This is a genomic window from Dendronalium sp. ChiSLP03b, from assembly GCF_034531165.2.
Taxonomy (GTDB): Bacteria; Cyanobacteriota; Cyanobacteriia; order Cyanobacteriales; family Nostocaceae; genus Dendronalium; species Dendronalium minutum.
Genome location: NZ_JAVRBR020000097.1, coordinates 31,996 through 55,436, shown reverse-complemented (window position 1 = coordinate 55,436; position 23,441 = coordinate 31,996). Strand labels below are relative to the sequence as shown.

At 44.2% G+C, this 23,441-nt stretch carries 5 protein-coding genes; all 5 read right to left on the bottom strand.

What is annotated here, in order from left to right:
- Positions 1-36: 36 nt before the first annotated feature.
- The 5 genes from RMY31_RS22860 to RMY31_RS22840 all read right to left on the bottom strand — a co-directional run bounded on the left by RMY31_RS22860 (position 37) and on the right by RMY31_RS22840 (position 23,440).
- Positions 37-6,906 carry an SDR family NAD(P)-dependent oxidoreductase gene (locus RMY31_RS22860; protein WP_322658033.1) on the bottom strand — a complete coding sequence of 2,290 codons (6,870 nt, stop codon included), beginning with the start codon at positions 6,904-6,906 and terminating at the stop codon, positions 37-39.
- 163 nt (positions 6,907-7,069) lie between these two features.
- A complete protein-coding gene (locus RMY31_RS22855) occupies positions 7,070-7,270 on the bottom strand; it encodes a hypothetical protein (protein WP_409878197.1) in 201 nt (66 codons plus the stop codon).
- A gap of 50 nt (positions 7,271-7,320) precedes the next feature.
- Positions 7,321-10,809 carry a beta-ketoacyl synthase N-terminal-like domain-containing protein gene (locus tag RMY31_RS22850; protein ID WP_409878195.1) on the bottom strand — a complete coding sequence of 1,163 codons (3,489 nt, stop codon included), beginning with the start codon at positions 10,807-10,809 and terminating at the stop codon, positions 7,321-7,323.
- A gap of 18 nt (positions 10,810-10,827) precedes the next feature.
- Positions 10,828-17,481 carry a non-ribosomal peptide synthetase gene (locus RMY31_RS22845; RefSeq protein WP_322658032.1) on the bottom strand — a complete coding sequence of 2,218 codons (6,654 nt, stop codon included), beginning with the start codon at positions 17,479-17,481 and terminating at the stop codon, positions 10,828-10,830.
- A gap of 499 nt (positions 17,482-17,980) precedes the next feature.
- Positions 17,981-23,440, bottom strand: coding sequence for a non-ribosomal peptide synthetase (locus RMY31_RS22840; RefSeq protein ID WP_322658031.1), 5,460 nt, complete (start codon positions 23,438-23,440; stop codon positions 17,981-17,983).
- Position 23,441: the final 1 nt, after the last annotated feature.

Here is a 23,441-nt window from a genome sequence, read left to right as displayed (position 1 = left end):
AATAGGAGTTTGAGAGATTTCTTGCGTAAGCCCTACTTATGTCCAATGTGGTAGTTCGATAATCTGTTGGTTGGGATTCGCTACCATGCTTGCTAGTAATGTCTGCAAATAGTTGAGTATGCGGGCGATCGCCTCAGTGTCAAAATAGCGGTAATCGTAGGTCATTTCCACGAACATTTCTACACCAGGGGTAACAGCAATGCAGAGTGGGTAAGACCAAAAGTCAGTAGCGCGGAAACCTTCGATTTTCAAACTTGACAAACGCTCTCCCAAGGAATCATCAATTGGGTAATTCTGGAACCGCAAGATACTTTCAAACAAAGGTTGGTTTTTTGGTACTTCGCTCCACTGATGTACCAGCGTCAGGGGACTGTATTCATACTGGCGTAACTCGACTTGTTTGGTTTGGAAATGTTTTAACCAAGGTAGAACAGGCGCATCTGATGAAATTTGTACGCGGGCTGGTAGCAGGTTGGTAAACAGTCCAATCATGGAATCAGCGCCTTTTAAATCCGTGGGACGACCAGAAACGCTAATTCCAAAAGCTACATCGTTGTTGCCGCTAAACTTATTCAAAAATATGCCCCAAGCTCCTTCTATCAGAGTGTTGAGGGTAATCTGAGACTGGCGTGCTAAGGACTGAAGGGCAGTCGTGAGTTCTGCTGACAAACGCAGTGTTTGCAATCCGTACTCTTCTTTAACTTGGAGCCAGTCACTAGCAGGTCGATTTGTACCCAGAAGATTTTGGCTCTTAAAACCCTGTAATGCTTGTCGCCAGAAAGATTCCGCTTTGGACATATCCTGTTGCTGTAACCAAGCAATATAGTTGCGGTAGGGACGAATGCTTTCTAGTTCTAGTTTTTGGTTTTGTCGGAATGCCTCATAAAGAGCAAAGACTTCTTGTAATATCAACGTAAAACACCAGCCATCCATCAATATATGGTGGATGCTCCAAACAAATTGATGCACATCATCAGCCATCTGAATTAACGCCAATCGCATCAAGGGAGCTTGGGTATGGTCAAAACCCCGTTCTCGATCTGCGTTTAAAAAGGCTTCTAGTTGCTGTTGCTGTTGGGTTGGTGACAATTGCCGCCAGTCGTGTCGCTCCCAAGATAAGTTTACATGGGTGCGGACAATTTGTACCTTTTCGGCTAAACCTTCCCATTTAAAGGAGGTACGCAATACTGCATGTCTATCTACTAGCTGCTGCCAAGCTTGTGTAAATGCTTGATAATCGATTTTCCCCCGGAAAGTGCTGTCAAATTGCAGGAAATACAAACCTGCTGTTTGGGCGCGTTGAGACTGGATTAACATCTCCTGTTGCATGGGTGTCAGTGGATACACATCTTCCACATTTGACTCCGTTTCCAGCAAATCCTCTAAACTTTGTCGATCCAATAGAGGTGTGAGCGATACTGGTTCAATTGCTGTTTGTTGAACTAATTCAGCAGAACTGCCAATGACTTCTGCAAGGGAGGCGATCGTTTGATGTTGAAATAGTTGTGGTGGTGAGAGTTGCAATCCTGCTTCGTTAGCTTTGGCGATGATTCTGATAGCTAGAACTGAGTCTCCGCCTAACTCAAAGAAGTTATCGTGAATTCCCATTGGTTCAATGCCAATCACCGCTTGCCAAATTTCTGCTAAGGTTCGTTCTAGCTCACTTCTGGGCGCAACATAGGGAGTTTGTAATTTTGGTCTGGGATGTTTTGTCGTTCCCTGAATTTTTTCGATTTCTTCGCCGATATTTGATTGCATCAACAGAGCAACTTGTTCGATTGAGGCTTGCAAATCGGTTGTAGAAACGAGAATTTGGGGTAGCATATTCCGGCTCAACACCCTTGTAAACACTTCAACTCCCTCATGGGATAAGATGCCTTCTCCCAAAACGTTTTCCTCTGGTAGTTGTTGAGAATCATCGCTGTTAGCTGCAAAATCAAACACGCCTAAATCGGTTACTTTCTTCAATGTAAAACCTTCAATTTGGACGAGTTCAATTCCAGATTCATCCATAATTACGACATCAAAACTTATAGCTTCCTTAGAGGGATCGCGATCGCCTTTGTGCTTGACGTAGCTATAAACCTTGCTAGGTAAGGATGCTTTAATACGAATGCGGTTGTACCAGAAAGGAAAATAATCAGCGCCTCCTTCTTCCTGAGCTAACGTCACGGCAACATCTAATAATGCCGGATGTAAAGCGAACTGTTCTACTTCTGCTGCATACTCTTGTGGCAGTTCGAGCATTGCTACAGCTTCGTTTTTGCCAAAGTGTACCTGTTTTAAACTCTGCCATCGGGGGCCAAATTGCATAGATTGTTGATTGTCAACATCATACTTTTCGGGAGCATTTACAATATCCTGGACATGAGGACATCTGTTAAAAATCTCTTGAATATTATATTGTTTGGGCGGTTCAGGCGCTACACAAACTATTTTGCCTGTGGCGTGTTCTTGCTGTTGCCCATCACCACTGGCAACTGTAAATTCAAAAATGTCTTGGGATTTGTTCAATATTGTATAGACTTCTTGGTTGCCGTTTTCAGGGATAATTAAAGGTTGCAAGAAAGATGTTTCGCGGATTTCCACGATACGGTTATCGGCGTGTTTGGCAAAAGCAGCCCTAGCTATTTCTAAATAAGCTGTACCAGGAAGGATGGCATATCCCACTACCTTATGCTCATTTAAAACCCAATGCTTACTAATGCTAAAGTCAGTTAAAAATACTTCTCGTTCGGGTGATTCTTCCACACATCTATCTAATAGTGGATGAGCCACTTCAAAACCAACAGCACCTTGTCGCAGCTTTTGCATCCACATCGGTATTGCTGTATTGACTTTAATGCCAACATCCTCCCATAAATCCCAGTTAATTGCTGTGGTAAATACGTTATGTTTAGCAGTGTAATATTGAGCAAAAGCGTCCAAAAAGGCATTAGCAGCACAATAATCAACCTGTCCAAACTCACCCATAATTGATTGCAAAGATGAGCAAAGGATCAGGAAATCTAACTGCACATCCTGCAATAATTCACCCAGTATTAAGGTTCCAGTTACTTTTGGTGACAGCACCTTGTTTGCCATCTCTGGAGTTTTCAGTTGAATCATCCCTCCACCAGCAATACCAGCCGCATGGATGACACCGTGCAATTCGCCAAATTGTTCGTAGGTTTGTTGCAGCACTTTCTGCATTTGTTCGTAGTTAACAACGTCAGCGCTAACAACTAAAACCTCTGCTCCCAAGGCTTGCAATGCTTGTATTTTGCGGATTTTGTGACTTGTATCATCATTAAGATCGTGAGTCGCTAGCCAACTTTCCCAATCTTGTGCTTGGGGAAATGCCGAACGTTGAGTTAAAACTAGCCGTGCTTGTACCGTTTTAGCTAGATGTTCTGCCAGTACAAGTCCAATACCGCCCATCCCGCCAGTAATTAGATAAACTCCGCCTTGTCGTAACCGGGAAATAGCTTTGCTTTGATTAGCTAATGGTACTGTTTCAAAGGTTTGTACCCAGCGTTGATTTCCTCGATAAGCAACTACATTCTCAATTGATTCTTGCAGCAATTCTGCTAAGATTTGGTCGCTGAGTTTCTCTTTGTGAGCTTGGGGCAAAGTGATATCAATACTGCGACAATTAATATTGGGAAACTCGCGAGGAATTACCCGACAGGGGCCAAGCACAACCGCTTTTTCTAGAGATGGTACTTCTAAGTCAGTAACATTTTGCAAGTTATTGGACACTACCGCCAGCTGTAACTTATCGCTGAGATTTTGCTGTCCTAGCGCTTGGGCTAAAAATAGCAACTGATAAAAGAATGTGTCGGCTTGCTTTATTACCTGCGTTGTTTGGGCTGGCTCTAAAGGTGCGGTGACACTCCACAAATGTACAATTTGTTGTGGCAGCATTTCTATTGTCTGCAACTCTTTTAACAAGCTGTCATAGTCTGGCCGTTGCGTGGGATTGAGGGTGTAGTGTCCTGTGGCAACTTTGCTAAAGGAGTTACCTGTATGCACGCAAATCACTTGCTGTCCGCCAGCTTGCAGTTGTTGTGCTAGCAATTCGCCAACACCGCATTCGTCAACGAACAATAGCCATCGCTGTGATGTTAACTCCGATAAAGTCGCAGGCAAAGGCGGCATTGTTCGCTTCCAAGAGGGAATGTAGAACCAGTCGGTAATATCCGGCTTTTTGCGTAGGGAAACAACTTCTGGCTGAGTTTGTTGTGAGGTTTGGAGTTGAAAATCTACCCAATACCGTTGGTGTTCAAAAGGATAAGTTGGTAATGGTACGCGATATCGGGTTTCTGCTGCCCTCATCTGCTCCCAGACTACCGACGCGCCGCTTAACCATAGTCTGCCAGCTGTTGTCAGCAAAAATGGCAAATCTGCGATCGCTTCTTTGGGATGGCGCAGTGAGGTCAGTACTATCTGTTCTCCAGCAACGATTTGTTGTCTTGCCAAGGTAGCCAGTGTGTTTCCCGGGCCAATTTCTAACAATATGCGTTTGCTGTCTTGCAGCAATGTTTGCACGCCGTCAGCAAACTGCACCGTTTGACGCAAGTGTTGTACCCAGTAGCGGGGGTTTGTGGCTTCTGCTGCGGTTATCCATTTTCCTGTAACGTTGGATATATAAGGGAGTTGGGGAGCTTTCAGCGCGACTTTTTCAACCTGCGCCTGAAACTCATCTAAAATAGGTTCCATCATTAGCGAATGGAAGGCGTGGGAGGTGTGAAGTTCGCGACACTTTACACCTTGATGTTCGAGCTTTGTTTGCAACTCGACTAAGTGTTCTTTGGCTCCAGCAACTACGCATTGATTGGGAGCGTTAACTACTGCCAAAGATAATTCTTGACCGAGTAATGGCAGTACTTCTGCGGACGGTAGCGCTACTGCCAGCATTGCGCCTGATGGTACACTCTGCATAAGCCGACCGCGAGTTGCCACCAGCTTCAAGGCATCTTCTAAGGAGAAAACTCCTGCCAAGCAAGCCGCTACATATTCGCCAATGCTGTGACCAATCGCGGCTGCTGGGCGAACACCCCAAGACATCCACAGTTTCGCCAAAGCGTACTCAATGACAAATAGTGCTGGTTGAGTAATTGATGTTTGCGTGAGTTGCTGCTGTGCCAGTTGTTCTGCTTCGGGATTGGTAGGATAAATTATCTGACGCAAATCTAATGGCAAATGCGATTTCAGCAAAGTGCAGCATCTATCAACTTCCTTACGGAAAGTAGGCAAGTTTTGGTATAAATCGCGAGCCATCTGTACGTACTGAGCGCCCTGTCCGCTGAACATAAACGCCACTGGGCGATCGCTTGTTTCTGGCACATCATCAAAGACGCGATCGGGCTGTGGGGACTCTAATAAGGAGATAGCTTCTTCAATGTCGCGACAAACTACCATGCGGCGGTATTGCCAAGGGTGGCGACCGACTTGTAGGGTGTAGGCAACATCAGCAAGGTTGAGTGTGGGATTTTGCTTGAGATGCTTTGCCAAATTAGCAGTTGTCGTCTCCAAAGCAGCAGCAGTTTTCGCAGATAACAGCAACACTTGCCAAGGTTGAGTATCGTTGGATGGTTCGAGAACAGGCGCTTCTTCCATCACCACATGCACATTAGTGCTACCAACACCAAAAGAACTCACACCTGCGCGCCGGGGTGTATTTTTCGCCGACCACTCGCTTAACTGGGTATTGACGTAGAAGGGACTGTTGACAAAATCTATTTTGGGATTAGGTTGCTGATAGTGCAGCGTGGGGGGTATTTGTTGATGTTTGAGCGCTAATGCCGTTTTGATTAAGCCAGAAATACCAGCAGCAGCATCAAGATGACCGATATTAGATTTCACCGAACCGATCGCACAGTATTGTTTTACTTGGGTGCTGGTACGAAAAGCTTTGGTTAGCGCTCTAATTTCAATCGGATCGCCTATTTGCGTGCCAGTGCCATGTGCTTCTAAATAGCTAATAGATTCAGGTTCAACCTGAGCGTTCGCCAGCGCCTCTAAAATCACTTTAGTTTGGCCATCGACATTAGGAGCGGTAAAACTGGCTTTTAGAGAACCATCATTATTAATTGCCGAACCTTTAATGACAGCATAGATACTATCGCCATCTGCGATCGCATCCTCTAATCGCTTTAAGACAATAGCACCTAAACCACTGCCAAATACCGTTCCCTGTGCTTGAGCATCAAAAGTCCGCACATATCCATCGGGTGACTCAACGCTTCCAGGTTCGTAAAGGTAACCCGTTCTGTGGGGAACATTAATCGCCACACCGCCAGCTAAAGCCATTTGACACTCATCAAGCAGTAAACTCTGACACGCCAAATGTACTGCTACCAAAGAAGTCGAGCAAGCCGTTTGCACGTTAACACTCGGCCCTTTCAAATTGAATTTGTAAGAAACACGCGTTGAAAGACAGGATAAATCATTTCCCAATCCTACTTGGAAAGGGTCAGTGTACTGAGGATTACCTTGATGAGAAAATAAATTAAACATATAGGTGCTGGTTTTAGCACCTGCAAACACACCGATATTACGCTTATAAGTTTTTGGATCGTATCCAGCGTTTTCAAACGCTTCCCAAGCGCATTCTAGAAATAGGCGTTGTTGTGGATCCATAATTTCGGCTTCAGTCGGAGAGTAGCCGAAAAATCCAGCATCAAATGACTCTACGTCATCTAAAATTGGTTCTGCTTTTACATAATTGGGATTTTTTAATAAATCTGGGTTTACTCCCGCAGTTTGCAAAGTCTCGTCATTTAAAGCAGAAATAGAATGTACGCCATTGCGTAAGTTTTGCCAAAAATCATCAGCATTATTCGCTCCAGGAAAGCGACAAGCGATACCGATAATAGCGATTTCTGAACCAGTCAGATTGTCTAAATTTTCTGAATTATTCACAGTTACCCTTGATTGTTAAGAAATACTTAATTACTAATTGCTAAGTATGTAATTATTGACAAATATTGATAGTTGAAGAGTTAGCGATCGCACTCACCAATATTCCACAAGTCCTTCATCATCAATTCCGCATTTTTCTCACTTTTTGGAACGCTATAACGCGTTAAATCGCACTGTTTAGTAAAGCACAGCGTAAATCAAGCACTAATTCCAAATCCATTATCTCTGTGTACTCTGCGCCTCTGCGGTTTAAAAGTAATTTATTTAACCACAGAGACGCAGAGAAGCCAGTGCGTTGCGGGGGTTCTCCCCGTTGTAGCAACTGGCGCGACACAGAGAGGAAAGTGAAGATTTTTCGAGTCACCTTGAAAGGGCTAGTCCTATTTTCATAGAAGTAAGCAACAAAAATTGATATTACACCTCTACTAGGCTAGTCTCACGTTTTTCTTTGTTGAGTCTTTGGCGTTTTTGATATTGTTGTCGCCGATTTATTCTCTCTTGTTGTTCTTCAATCTTAATAGTTATTTCTTCATCATTTTCGTTTTCATCGCTGTTTAATAATTCAGCAAGCGAGCGGATTGTTAGACCTTCATAAAGACTAACTACTGGGATTTCTTTATTTAGTAACTTTTTCAAGTCAGCAGTAACTTGAACTGCCAACAGAGAATCACCACCCAAATCAAAGAAATTGTCATCAATTCCTATTTTTTCAAAACCAAAAACTTTTTGCCAAACATTGGCTATTTCTTGTTCTAGTTCGTTACTAGGAGCAATATAAGGAGTTGCAAGGTTTGGTCTAGGATAGAATGAATTTGCTTTATCAACCGCTAGAGAATTGATTTGATTTTCTCCAAGTGCAGTTTGCTGTAACTGCTCTAGTCGTAAGTTCAACAGGCTGGAGAAATCCAGCTTTTGTATATTTGCAAACGACTGCATATCTACACTTGGTGTTAGACTCCACAACTGCATAACTGCTTGGGGAATTGTCTCTAATGTTTGCAATTCTTGCAACAAGCTGTCATAGTCTTGACTCTGAGCCGGATTGATAGTGTACGAGCGTTCTCCAACTTTGCTAAATTGTTCGCCAACTCTGACACTAATTACGTCTTGGTTTGCCACCTGCAAAAATTGTATGATTTGATTGCTCAAACTACTTTCATCAACAAATAATAGCCAGTTGAGTTTTTGTTGTGTCAATGCGATATTTACTGCTAAAGCTGTATCTTGCTTGACTGGTGGTAATTTTGATGTTTGCGGTTCAATCCAATACCTTTGGCCTTCAAAAGGATAAGTTGGCAAAGATAGGCGTTGGCGATGTTCGTCAGTGTATAAACCAGACCAATCTATCTGCACGCCTGCTAACCAAAGCTGTCCCAAGGTGTTCTGCAAGCAAGCTACATCTGATTGTTGGTCTTGGGGATGGCGTAAGGAAGCCAGTGTTATTTGCTCGGATTTTTTACTAGGATGACGGAGAATAAAGGTGCTTAATGTGCGACCAGGACCAACTTCTAGGAATAAGCGATCGCTTTCTTGTAATAATTCCTCTATACCTTGAGCAAATTGTACTGTTTGCCTTAAATGTTTGGCCCAGTAATTGGGGTCTGTAGCTTCGGTGTCAGTAATCCAAGTACCACTGACGTTAGAAATGTAGGGAATTTGTGGCGGATTCAAACGACAACCTTTGACTAACTCTGTGAAAGTCAACAGAATTGGTTCCATCATTGCCGAATGAAAAGCATGGGAGGTATGCAGGGGACGACATTCTACACCTTGGCTCGTCAGATGGTTGTGTAAGCTGGTTACAGCGGTTGTTGTCCCTGCAACAACACACATAGATGGTGTGTTGATAGTAGCTAATGAAAGTTCTGAGTTTAAAAAGGGTTGAATTTCTTTTTCTGGTAAGGGTACGGCCAGCATTGACCCTGGTGGTAGTTGCTGCATTAGCCGACCCCGTGCTGCAACCAAAGCTAGGGCATCTTCTAAAGAAAACACTCCCGCCAAGCAAGCGGCTACATACTCACCAATGCTATGACCAATCATCGCTTCTGGCTGAATACCCCAGGACATCCACAGTTTTGCCAAAGCATATTCGATGACGAATATTGCTGGTTGGGTGAGATAAGTTTGATTGAGTTGTTGGGTGGCGACTGCTAAATCTTCAGTTGGGTACAGTACTGTTCGCAAATCCAATCCCAAGTGAGGTTCGAGCAATTCGGCGCATCGGTCTACTTCCTGCTGAAATGTCGGCTCTACTTGGTAAAGTTCTTGCGCCATATTCACATACTGGGAGCCTTGACCGGGGAACAGAAAAGTCACTGGTCGTGTTAGTTCTTGAGAGTGGGTCAGAACTTGTTTTGGTTCCAGGGTTTGCAGTGCAACTACTGCTTCTGCTTGCTCATGACAGACTAACATCCGGCGGTGCTTGTGTGTTCTACGTCCTACTTGCAGGGTATATGCCACATCAGCAAGGTTTAGATTAGGGTGCTGCTGCAAATATTCTGCTAGGTTAGCCGTCATGGTTTCCAAGGCAGAATTAGTCTTGGCTGACAAAAGTAACAATTGCGAAGAACGGCTAGATTCTGAGGTGGCAACATCAGGTGCTTGTTCTAGAATTACGTGGGCGTTAGTACCGCCAATGCCAAAGGAACTAACCCCAGCTCGTCGGAGTGTGCCAGATGTTTTCCACTCAGTTAATTGAGTGTTGACGTAAAAGGGACTGTTATCAAAGTCAATTTTCGGATGCGGCTGCTCAAAGTTTAAGCTGGGCGGCAGCATTTGATGTTTGAGGGCTAAAGCAGTTTTAATTAAACCAGTGACACCGGCGGCTGTATCTAAATGTCCGATGTTGGTTTTGACTGAACCAATAGCGCAGAACTGTTTTTCGTCGGTACTTGTCCGAAAAGCCTGGGTGAGAGCCGCAATTTCAATAGGGTCGCCTAAAGCTGTAGCAGTACCGTGCGCTTCAATATAGGTAATTGTCTCGGCTGCTACCTCAGCCATGACTTGGGCCGCTTGAATTACCTTGGCTTGTCCTTCTACACTAGGAGCAGTGTAGCCAACCTTTAAAGAACCATCATTATTAATTGCCGAACCTTTGATGACAGCATAAATGCGATCGCCATCTGCTAAAGCATTTTCTAGTCGCTTGAGAACAACAATTCCCGCACCAGCACCAACAACCATGCCCTGTGCTTTGGCATCAAAGGCGCGACAATGTCCATCGGGAGATAAAATCCCGCCTTGTTGATAGAGATAACCTGTCTTTTGAGGCAAGGGTATGGAAACACCACCAGCTAAAGCCATCTCGCAATCTCCACTCAGCAAGCTTTGGCAAGCGAGGTGAACGGCAACTAAGGATGAGGAGCAAGTCGTTTGCACGGTAATACTCGGCCCGGTCAAGTTGAGTTTATAAGAAACCAAAGTGCTGAGATGGTCTTTATCATTGGCAGCAATTGCTGATGTTTCTAATAACTCCCGATTGCCATAAAGATTATTTAGCAAGTAATTATTCATGCCCGCACTGGCAAAAACACCAATGGGACTTTCATAAGTTTGGGAGTTATAGCCAGCATTTTCTAACGCTTGCCAAGCACATTCTAAAAAAAGCCGATGTTGGGGGTCTATGATTTCGGCTTCTCTAGGGGTGTAGCCGAAGAAAGCAGCGTCAAACTTCTCTACATCTGTCAACACAGATCCCGCTTTCACATAGTCGGGATTATCCAGTGAAGCTTGGTCTATACCCTCAGATAGTAATTCTTCATCCGAGAACGATGAGATTGACTCGACACCATTAATGAGATTGTGCCAAAACTCATCAGTATCTTTCGCTCCGGGAAAACGCCCAGACAAACCGATAATAGCGACTTCTAAACCAGTGTATTGAGTGGATGTACTGAGATCCATGTTCTACCTTCTTAGTTCTTACTGTTGGGAATTAATTACCGATGAACGCGCTAAACGTTGCTTAAGACGGTTTCTGCCCGCTTTCATGCCTTCTAAGTTGTTTTGTGGCAAAGCAGATGTAGCGTCGCCCTTGTCTAGACTGAGATGTTTTGTTAAAAGGCTGACAGTGGAATATTTAAACATCTCTATTATGGATACATCTTGATTCAGGGTTTTCCGCAAGCGATCGTGAACTTGAATCATTAACAATGAGTGACCGCCAAGGTCAAAGAAGTTATCATGCAAGCCCACCTTTTCAACTTGCAGTACTTCTTGCCAAATATTGGCTATGGTGCGCTCTAATTCTGTTCGTGGAGCGATATATGAGGCGGCTAATTCCGTTTGCAGATGTTCTGGCGCAGGTAAAGAACGACGATTCAGCTTGCCATTTGGTAAAACGGGTAGCGCCTCCAGCAGCACAAATGCCGACGGCAGCATAAAGTTAGGCAAGCGTTCTTGCAGAAAGGCTCGCAGGTCGCTAACACTTGGCTTTTGACCGGGTTGGGGAACTACATAAGCTACCAATCGGCGATCGCCTGGAGCATCTTCCCGCGCCTGTAGCACCACTTCTTTGACAGTGGGATGTTGTAACAGTGCGAGTTCAATCTCGCTTAATTCGATGCGGAAACCGCGAATCTTTACTTGGTCGTCAATCCGACCGAGAAATTCTATTGTTTTGTTGGCACGATAACGCACCAAATCCCCAGTTTTATAGAGGCGTGCGCCTGGTTCAGTACTAAAAGGATTGGGAATAAATTTCTCTGCGGTCAAATCCGGTCGATTGAGATAGCCTCTAGCTAAACCAGCACCACCAATATACAGTTCTCCCCTGACTCCAAGCGGAACGGGTTGTAAAGACTCATCCAAAACATAAGTCTGGACATTGGCAATAGCACATCCAAGCGTAATTTCTGATGTCTCTTTTAATTCGCCCATTGTGGCAACAATAGTTGATTCTGTCGGGCCGTAGGTATTAATTAGAGATACAAGCCCCACAGATTTATGCCATTTCGCCAAACGTTCTGGTATGGCTCGTTCGCCACCGATAATTACTAATCTTACTGAACTGGGAAAACTGGCAGTGCTTGTTTCTAAGTTAGCTGCTAACTCGTGCCAATAAGACGTTGGCAGGTTGAGGATATTAATCTGCCAATTCTGACAAGTTTCTAAGAATGTTGACACAGAAGCCAACATTCTATCAGTTCGCAGTACAAGGGTTGCACCTCTTGTCAGACAAGGATAGATTTCTTCCGCGCTGGTATCGAAACTGATAGAGGCAAATTGCAGAATCCGGTCATTAGCCTCTATTTTGTAAGCCTGACTAGCTGTATTGGTATAACTCACCAAAGACCTGTGTTGTATTGCTACACCTTTAGGACGACCTGTAGAGCCGGAAGTATAAATGATATAAGCAAGATTGTCTGCTGTGACTTTGTTATGGGGGTTTTCTTCGCTATATTCAGCGATCGCCTGCCAATCTGCATCTAAACAAACAACCTTGGTTTGACATTCTGGCAAACTTGTCAGTAGCCGTTCTTGGGTAAGCAACACGGGTACTTGAGCATCTTCTAGCATTAAAGCCAGGCGATCGCTGGGATAAGTCGGGTCTAGAGGCACATACGCCCCACCAGCCTTAAGAATACCTAGCATTCCCACCAACAAATCTAAAGAACGTTCCAGACAAATGCCCACCCGTGTTTCTGGTTGGATACCCCAAGCTAAAAGATAATGAGCTAATTGGTTAACGCGACGATTTAACTCCTGATAACTCAAGGATTCATTTTCTAAACAGACAGCGATCGCATTGGGAGTGACTTCTACCTGCTGCTCAAATAACTGATGGATACATTTATCTTCCCCAACAGCGGTTTTGCTATTGTTCCCATTGAGTAATAACTGCTGACGTTCGCTTACTCTTAATAGCGGTAAATTGATAATCTGCTGGCTACTATTGGCAACGATACTTTCTAGTAAAGTTTGGAAATGCCCTGCCAGGCGATCGATAGTTGTGGCATCAAATAAATCCGTGTTGTATTCCCAAAAGCCAGCGATGCCGTTAGGAGTTTCCTCTAAACTGAGGGTTAAATCAAACATTGACGTTTCACGATCTATCGGCATTGATTGCAATGTCAGCCCCTTCAGTTCCAAAGCGGGTATAGAGACATTCTGAAGCACAAACATGACTTGGAAAAGCGGGTTACGGCTAGTGTCGCGTTCCGATTGCACCACTTCCACCAGTTTTTCAAAGGGCAAATCTTGGTGAGCGTAAGCTCCTAAAGTCACCTCGCGCACTCTTTGCAACAACTCACTAAAGCTGGGATTTCCCCCCAAATCGGTACGCAGCACCAGAGTATTGACAAACATCCCGATTAGTGGTTCGGTTTCCTGGCGGTTGCGGTTAGCGATGGGAGAACCCACAATAATGTCATCTTGTTGACTGTAACGGTATAGCAACACCTTAAATGCTGCCAGTAGTGTCATAAACAGAGTGACACCTTCGCGCCCAGAAAGTACTTTCAATTCGTCAAGTAAAGCTTTAGGAAGTTCTATGGCTTGCTTGTTACCGACGAATGTCTGTACTGCTGGCCGCGGACGGTCTGTGGGTAAATCTAATAAAGAACTACCAGTAAGTTGCTCCTTCCAATAAGTTAGTTGTCGGTCTAGTACTTCTCCCTGCAACCACTGACGTTGCCAAACTGCAAAGTCTGCATACTGAACGGACAACTCAGGTAAAGGTGAGGTTTTGCCTGTGGAATAAGCTTCATAAAGTGCCGCCATTTCCCGAATCATTACACCCATCGACCAGCCGTCAGAGATAATATGGTGCATACTCAACAGTAGTAAATGCTCTGTTTCGCCTAACTGCAAGAGTTTCACCCGTAAAAGCGGCCCTTGAAGCAAGTCAAAGGGTTCTTCAATCTCTTGTTTGACTAACTGTTGAATTTCTTGTTGTTGATTTGTTAACCGACTCAAATCGACTATGGGTAAAGATAAAGTCAAATTGGGGCAAATTACTTGCGATGGTTGTCCTTCTATGGTGGTGAAGGTAGTTCGCAAAGATTCATGACGCTGTACTACTTCATTCAAACTTTGATGCAGTGCCGCCACATTCAGCGAACCAGTCATTTGTACAGCTTCGGTAATGTTATAAGCAGTGGTGAAGATATCCAGTTGGTTTAAGAACCACAACCGCCCTTGGGCAAAGGAAAGGGGTAAATTACGCTCGCGCGAAATCGGCAGGATGGGCAAAGCTTTGACATCGGTTGCTTCGCGGTGAATTTTGGCAATTTCCTCAGCAAGTTCGGCAACAGTAGGCGCTGCAAACAAGCTACGCAAAGGCAATTCCACTTGGAAAGCTTCCCGCAACCGTGAAATTACTTGTGTTGCCAGTAAGGAATGTCCTCCCAAGGTAAAGAAGTTATCTTTGATACCTACTTTCTCCAGCCCCAGAATTTCCGACCAGATAGCCGCTAGTACTTCCTCAACTACAGTTCTAGGGGCTATATACTCGCTTTCTGATTCCCAGATGGTGACTTCTGGGACTGGCAGCGATCGCCGATCTACCTTCCCATTGGGAGTCAGTGGCAAAGTATCAAGGATGACAAAGGCAGCAGGTATCATAAATTCTGGCAGTTTTTCACCCAGGAAAGACCGCAAGGTTTTCACAGGTATCTCTTCTGCTGCCAGATAGGCAACTAAGCGCTTTTCACTCGGTCGGTCTTCTCTAGCAACAACCACAACATCCCGTACACCTGGATATTGGCGTAAAAGTGCCTCAATTTCACCCAATTCGATGCGGAAGCCGCGAATTTTTACTTGATGGTCGAGTCTTCCTAAATATTCCAGATTGCCATCGGGTAGATAACGTACTAAGTCACCAGTTTTATAAAGGCGTTCGGAAGAGGCAGAGGGGCAGAGGGGATGGGGGGCAGAGGGGAAAGACTGCTGCAACTTATCGTCTGTTCCTCTGTTCCCACCCCGATTGGTGTCAGGGATTCCTGCTCCCCTGCTCCCCTGCTCCCCTGCTCCCCTGCTTCTTCGGAATGGATTGTGAATAAATTTTTGTGCGGTTAATTCCGGTCGATTCAGATAGCCACGAGCCAAACCACAACCACCGATATACAATTCGCCAGGAACCCCAATTGGCACAGGTTGGAGGTAAGGGTCTAAAACATAAACTTGGGTGTTGGCAATGGGACGACCGATAGTTACACGGTCTTCCGACTTCACTAGCGTAAATGTAGAATAAGTCGTGTCTTCTGAAGGCCCGTAAAGGTTAAAGACTTGTTGGACGTTTGTTTGCTGATACAGTTGCTTGACAAGCTTTTGCGGTAGGGGTTCGCCTGCGAGGTTGATGGTGCGTATAGAAGCAGGTATGCCGTTAACTCTGAGTAATTCAGCGATTGCAGAGGGAACGGTATTAATCAGAGTTACACCATGAGATGCTGTTAAACTAGGCAATGCCAAGGCATTTTCGACTAAAATTACCTTGCCACCACAACTTAATGGGGCAAACAATTCAAAAACCGACAAATCAAAGCAAACTGAGGTTGCTGCTAATACTCCAGCAAAATCCTCAGCGGTAAATACTTTTGTTGACCAATCTAAAAAGGCAACTGCGCTGCTGTGTTCGATAACAACGGCTTTTGGTTGACCTGTAGAACCGCTGGTGTAGAGAACGTAGGCGTTATTTTCTGGTGAAACTCGAACGTGAAGATTTTCAGTACTTTCTTGGCTAATTGTTTCCCAGTCGGTGTCCAGACAGACTATTTGCGCCTCTGATTGTGTCAATTGGTCGCGCAGTTGGTTTTGGGTGAGTAACACTGGTGCTTGGGCATCTTGCAACATAAAAGCCAAGCGTTCTTGGGGATATTTCGGGTCGAGAGGAATATAAGCGCCACCTGCTTTAAGAATGGCTAAAAGTCCCACCACTAATTCCCAGGAACGTTCTAGACAAATACCTACCCGAACTTCAGGTTTGACACCCAACTTTTGCAAATAATGTGCTAATTGATTGGCACGTTGATTTAATTGTCGGTAGGTAAGTTGTTGGTCTTGAAAAACCAGCGCGATCGCATCGGGAGTTTTTTCTACTTGCGCTTCAAATAATTGATGGATGCATTTATCTTGCGGATAATCAGTCTGGGTATTATTCCACTCCTCCAAAATTTGATGTTTTTCCGGTTCAGTCAGCAAAGGCAAGTCAGCTAACTGCTGCGCTGGGTTAGCAATTATCCCTGCTAACAATGTTTGAAAATGCCCTGCCATTCTTTGAATGGTTTCAGCATCAAACAAATCTGTGTTGTACTCTAACCAACCTTTGATTCCATCTGGTGTTTCTTCTAAATCGAGTGTCAAATCAAACTTCGCCGTGCCATTATCGATCTCTAATGGAGTTAATTGCAAACCGGAAAATTCCAATGCTGGCATCGGAGTGTTTTGCAGAGCAAACATCACCTGAAACAGCGGTGTGTGGCTCATATCACGTTCTGGTTGCAAAGTTTCTACCAATTTTTCAAAAGGCAATTCCTGGTGGTTATACGCTTCTAAAACCACATCCCGCACGGCTGAAAGTAATTCTTTAAAGGTAGGATTTCCTGCTAAATTAGTACGTAGCACTACGGTATTGATGAAAAACCCGATTAAATCTTCAGTTTCTGCGCGATCGCGATTAGCGACGGGAGAACCGACAATTATATCTGCTTGCCCTGTGTAACGGTAGAGTAGGATTTTGAAAGCGGTTAGTAGAGTGATAAACGGGGTAACTCCTGCTTGCTGACTCAAGTTTGCAATTGCCTGCGATAGAGATTTAGACAACTGCAACTTTTGCCTAGCTCCGCAAAAGGTTTGCACAGGAGGGCGCGGTCGGTCGGTGGGTAATTGCAATACAGGTAAGCTACCAGCAAGTTGCTGTTTCCAGTAGTCGAGTTGAGTTTCTAGTAAATCGCCTTGCAGTCTTTGTCGTTGCCAAACAGCGTAGTCTCCATACTGAATCGCCAGCGGGGATAGAGATACTGGTTGATGATTTGAGAAAGCATCGTAAAAATTTGCCAACTCCCGCACCAACACACCAAGAGACCAGCCATCAGAGACAATATGATGCATTGTCAAAAGTAGGATATGCTCCTCGTCTGACAAACGTAGAACCTTAGCGCGTAACAGTGGCAACTGCGACAAATCAAAAGGCTGTTTGGCTTCTTGGGCAGCTAATTGCAGATATTGAGTACGGCGATCGCTTTTTGAATACTCTTCCAGATTTACGATCGGTACTGTCAGAGTTTGGTTCGAGTGAATTATCTGTACTGGCTGGCGATCGACTGTAGTAAATGTAGTTCGCAAAGCTTCATGACGCTGCACAATTTTATTTAAGCTTTGTTGTAACGCAGATATGTTTAAGCGTCCTGTAATGCGTACTACTGCTGGGATGTTGTAGACATCGCTTCCAGGTTGCAACTGGTCGAGGAACCACAGTCTAGCTTGTGGAAAAGAAAGAGGTGCAGTAGCAGGGTTTTCTCTGGGAGAAATCTTTGATGTTTGTTCTAGTTCAATACCTTCTTCAGCTAGCAAGTATGCGAGAAGTTCGCGCTGTTCTGCGGAAAGTCCGGTTTGGTTTGTTAATTGATTTTCTGTCATTTTTACTTTTAAACAAATAGAAATAATTAGATTTGATTCCCAAAAAAATCCTCAAAGCTTTCAACCCCTTTGCATCTATCTTTGTTGACCCAGTTTTCTAAATGTCCTCAGAAAAATTGGGCTTACTCGATTAATTAGTTCTGGAACTAGAGATTTATGCAAAACGAAGAAATTAAGCATCCTAATATGACCAAGCCATCAATGAGAGCTGGTGTCAGAGTATAAGAGGAATGGCACTAAGTACAAAATTTCACAAGTTCGTAACGAATTAACTTCAGAAAGACTTTGCGTTACTCTGCGCTGCCTCCGCGTCCCTCTGCGTTTTTAAACGCTACGAAGCACTCTTTTTGCTTACACCGTTTCTTTGTAAAGCTGCGCCAAATTCTAGCTTTTTTTAACGCAAAGGTACGCGGAGGTTAGCGCAAAGGTACACAGAGGTTTTCTCAGATAATTCACTATGTCCCAAAATAATCAGGCGCATCTTCATAAAGAATTGGTATTACCTTTTTTTTTGCTGAAGTGTTGCTTGCAGTTGTTGAGTTGACATCGCTGCAATCTTTTGGAACACCTGAGCAATCTTTTCTATCTGACCTGGTTTTGTTTCACGAGCAATCAAAAGTTGTGAAAGCTTCGCTATAGTAGTAGCCTCAAACAAGTTATGTACAGGTAGTTCTACATTAAAGATATCTCTGATTCTGGAAATCACTTGGATAGCAAGTAAAGAATGTCCCCCCAACTCAAAGAAATTGTCGTGAATGCCAACGCGCTTAACTTGCAAAATTTCACTCCAGATCCCTGCTAAAACTTCTTCCAACGCGGTGCTGGGGGGAACATAAGTGACATTTTGCTCTAAGCTAGCAGCGTCGAGTGCTGGTAATGCTCGGTAATCTAACTTGCCATTTGGTGTCCGTGGCATTTGCGGAATAGTGACAAAAACACTGGGAATCATGTAGTCGGGTAAATGACGAGATAGATAGGAACGTAAGTTTTTGGCGGATAGTTGCTGATTATCCTCGTGTAGATTATCTTCACCTTGAGAAAAGAGTATTTCGTATAAGGAGTCTTCGCCGACGGAGGAAGAAAATTTCAGTAACTGTTGATGCTCTTTGAGTACAAGGTAAGCGATTAAGCGCTTCTGGGATGCTTCATCATCTGTGTTATTTTGCACCACTACAGCAGCTTCTTCTATTCTTGGATATTGGCGCAAAACCGTTTCAATTTCGCCTAATTCTAAGCGGAAGCCGCGAATTTTCACTTGCTCATCAAGGCGACCGAGGAATTCGATGTTACCATCGGGCTGGTAACGGGCTAAGTCACCAGTTTTATACAGTCGTGCGCCTGGTTCATCGCTAAATGGGTGGGGGATAAATTTTTCGGCGGTAGTGTCGGGGCGGTTTAAGTAACCACGGGATAAACCTGCACCACCAACATACAATTCTCCAGGTACGCCAATGGGTACGGGTTGTAAATAAGTATCGAGGATGTAAATTTGTTGGTTAGCGATAGGACGACCGATGGAAATAACTTCTGAGTGCGGCTGACATACCCAGGATGTTGCATCAATGGATACTTCTGTCGGGCCGTAGCAGTTGTGAAGTTCCACCCCTCTAAGACGGCTAAAGAAGCGATCGCTCAGTTTTTTTGGTAAAGCTTCGCCACCACAGGTAATATAGCGTAGGGACTGACAAGCTTCTAAACCTGGTTGTTCCAAAATCAATTGCAACATCGCAGGCACAAAGTCCGCGATCGTAATTTGCTGCTGTGCCATCACTTGGACAAGATAGCTGGGGTCTTGATGACCGTTTGGTTTAGCCATCACCAGACTTGCCCCTGACAGCAACGGTGCGAAAAATTCCCAAACACAGACATCGAAACTAAAGGAAGTTTTCTGCAATACTCGGTCTTTCGATGTTAATTGGTAACGTTCTATACCCCAAACTAGGCGATTAACAATACCCGCATGGGCGATCGCAACTCCTTTTGGTTGTCCGGTAGAACCGGATGTATAGATGATATAAGCAAGGTTGGCAGGGGTAACTGCAACAGTTGGTTTCTCTGTGCTTTGTTGATTGATGATTTGCCAGTCTGTATCGAGGCAAATCACAGAGGCGAGATGTTCTGGCAAGCTAGTAAGTAGAGAATGTTGGGTTAGCAGTACCCGAACTTCAGCATCTGCTAGCATGAAAGCAATACGTTCTTTTGGATACGTTGTATCGAGAGGTACGTAAGTACCGCCGGCTTTAAGCACGCCTAATACCCCAATTGCCATTTCCAAAGAGCGATCGAGGTAGATACCTACTCTAACTTCTGATTTTATGCAACTAGCTTGTAGATAATGTGCTAGTTGATTGGCTTGTTGGTTCAGTTCCCGATAGGTAAGTTGTTTGTCTTGGAAAATTAGCGCAATGGCATCGGGAGTCTTCTCTACCTGAGCCTCAAATAATTCGTGAAGGCACACATCTTTGGGGTAATCAGTCTGAGTAGCATTCCATACAAGCAGTTGTTGCTTTTCAACTGCTGTTAATAACGGCAAAGTCGAGAGAGGCTGTTGGGAATTAGCAACGATATTTTCTAGTAAAGTTTGGAAATGACCCGCCATGCGAGTAATTGTATCTGGATTAAACAAGTCGGCATTGTACTCAAATGATGCTGCTAGAGAGCCATTGACTTCCGCCATTGTAAGAGTTAAATCAAATTGAGCGACTTTTTGTTCCAGTGCTAGAGATTCCATCTGCAATTCACCCAGATGTATCTCTACCCCTGTTTCATTTAAAGTGAAGGCTGTTAAATCTTGGTGCAACAGATGCGCTTTTTGCAAAACGAACATTGTTTGGAATAAAGGCGAACGACTTGAGTCGCGTACCGTTTGCAAACGCTCGACTAAAAGTGCAAAGGGATAATCTTGATGTGTAAAAGCATCTAGTACTGTTTGACGTACTTGGGCTAAAAATTTCTCAAAGCTCAGATTTCCCGAAACATTCGACCGTATGACCACAGGGTTAACAAAGTAACCCAGGACTCCAGCTAACTCAGCTTCACTTCTACCAGCTGTTGGAGAACCGACTAGGATATCTTCTTGACCTGTGTAGCGATGGAGCAGCAGTTGATAAGCTGCAAGTAAAGTCATGTAGAGAGTAGTGCCAAAAGTACGGCTTTTAGTCTTGAGTTTTTCGGTCAGTTCTGCGCTTAACTTGAAAGGAACAGAAGCACCTCGATAAGTTTGCACAGGAGGTCGCGGGCGATCAGTAGGTAAATTTAATACTGGTAACTCCCCAGCTAATTGCTGCTGCCAATATGTCCAAAGCTGTTCTGCTTTTGGACTTGCTAGCATTTGAGCTTGTTTGTAGGAATAGTCAATGTACTGTAGTGCCAAGGGAAGCAGAGATAGCTCAGAACCTTTCTTTTCTGCCTGGTATAGTGTTCCCAACTCCTGCGCCATGACTGCTAAAGACCAAAAGTCGGTGATGATGTGATGGACAACCAGAAGCAGAACCTGTTCCCCCGCCGAGTTAGTAAAGAGATTCACCCGCATCAGGGATTGCTCTAAATTGAAAGGACGGTAAGCTTCTTGAGTCAGACGTTCCTTCAGCAATTCACTCAAGTTAGAAACATCTTCCTGTTGAAAGCAAACATCCATCTGTTGATGAATTAGTTGCAGTGGTTCGCCTTGCCTAACAGTGAAGGTAGTTCGTAAAGCAGGATGGCGATCGACCAATTTCTGAAAAGCACGTTGCAGCGCCGGAATATCCACATCTCCCTTCAGTAGCACTGCACTAGCAATGTTGTAAGCTGGACTAGCTGGCGCTAGTTGATGCATAAACCAAAGCGATCGCTGTCCATAGGACAGAATTTGCTCGCCATCACTATGCTGGACTGGTGCGATCGCAATCTCTTGGCTGGAGGCATTTGCTATCAACTGATTTTGCACTTGGTTGGCAATCTGGGCAATACTATCACCTTGCAAAAAACTGGTCATAGACAAGACAACGCCTAAGTCAGTTTCAACACTATTTTTTAGTTCAACAGCCATCAAAGAGTCCAAACCTAACGTGCTTAAGGGCTGTTGGATATCTAATTGGGAAATTCCTAGCCGCATCGTCTGAGCAACAAGTTGCTGAAGATAAATTTCTAACTGTCGCTTTTGGTCTAGCGATGTCATTTCCAGAAGATTTTCTCGTTTGGGACTATCAAACTGAGCTACTACAGAGGATTCTTCTGAGATGCTGCTACCTACTACATCTAGATTGCGATCGAGAAAGCCCATGCGACAGGCATGACGTTGAATTTTACCACTAGAAGTCTTAGGAATATTTCCCGGTTTGAGCAATTGGATAGCATAAACTTGCAGTTCGTGTTGTTCTGCTACCGCCTGACGAATAGCTTTCACTATTTCTTCGACATCAAAATTCCGCAAGTGGCTTCGCTTGACTTCCACAACAACTGCTAGCCGTTCTTCACCTGCAACATTAATGGCAAATGCCCCACTACAGCTTGCTTGTAGTGCTGGATGGCTCTGTTCTACTGTCAATTCTATGTCTTGGGGATAATGGTTACGACCTCGGATGATAATCATATCCTTGAGGCGGCCAGTAACATACAATTCGCCTGAGTGTAAAAATCCTAAGTCGCCGGTACGCAGAAATGGCCCGTCGCCAGTATCTTTGAGATAAGCTCGAAAAGTGCTTTGAGTCTGTTCGGTTCTTTGCCAATAACCCTGAGTCACACTTGTACCAGCAACCCAAATTTCACCAACTTCACCAGCTAAACAGCTAGTTAATGTTTCAGGATGGGCAATAACTACCCGCAAATCCTCCAAAGGTTTACCTGAACTTACCAAGGTCTGAGCGGTATCATCTTTTACGGTGGTTGAAATAATTTGATTTTTTTCTAGCGCTGCTTTCTCGACGGTTTGGAATACTGGCGGTATTTCCTTGCGATCCCCAGAAATAATCAGCGTTGTTTCTGCCATACCGTAACATGGATAAAAAGCTTCCCGACGAAAGCCACAAGATGCAAATGTTTGTGCAAAGCGTTCAATAGTTTCGGCGCGGACGGGTTCTGCACCATTGAAAGCAACTTCCCAGCTACTTAAATCAAGAGTCGCTCGTTGTTCGGGAGTAATCTTGCGAATGCATAAATCGTAAGCAAAATTAGGCCCGCCACTGGTGGTAGCTTTGTATCGAGAAATTGCTTGCAACCAGCGGTAAGGATTTTGCAGAAAAGCGATCGGCGGCATCAATATACATTGTGTTCCTAAATACAGAGGCTGAAGCACATTTCCAATCAAACCCATGTCATGGAACAAAGGCAACCAACCGACAACAATACTTTGCTCGCTATGCCCAAAACCTGATTCAATCAATCTTTGGTTGTGTAAAATATTTCCATGACTGACCATCACACCTTTCGGTGTAGAGGTGGAACCTGAAGTATATTGCAGAAAAGTCAATGTATCTTCAGTAATACTAATTTCCTGCCAATTGTTTTGCAGATTGCCTACAAAACTATCAGTAGCAAACCATTGTAGAGGCTTCAGTTCTGGATTGTTGTCTAATAAACGAGAACTGTTAGATAATATCTGCGCGGTAGTAAGTACGATCTTTGCTTGGGCATCTGCCACAATAGCTTGTAACCGAGGTGTAGGTTTATTTAAATGCGGTGGATAGGCGGGAACAGCAACAACCCCTGCATACAGACAGCCAAAAAACGCCGGAATAAATTCCAAACCAGATGGATACAGAAGTAAGGCGCGTTCTCCCTTGGTGATACCTGTAGACTGCAATTGAGAAGCAATCACCTGAGCCTGTAAATTCAATTCTTGATAAGTCAATTTAGCTGTTTCTGTTTCACCATCCTGCAAAAATCGAAAAGCTATTTTGTTTGGTTGGTGTAATGCTTTGTAACGTAGTAAGTCTACTAATGTGGAAAATTTCAAATTATTTAATAATAAATCGCCCATT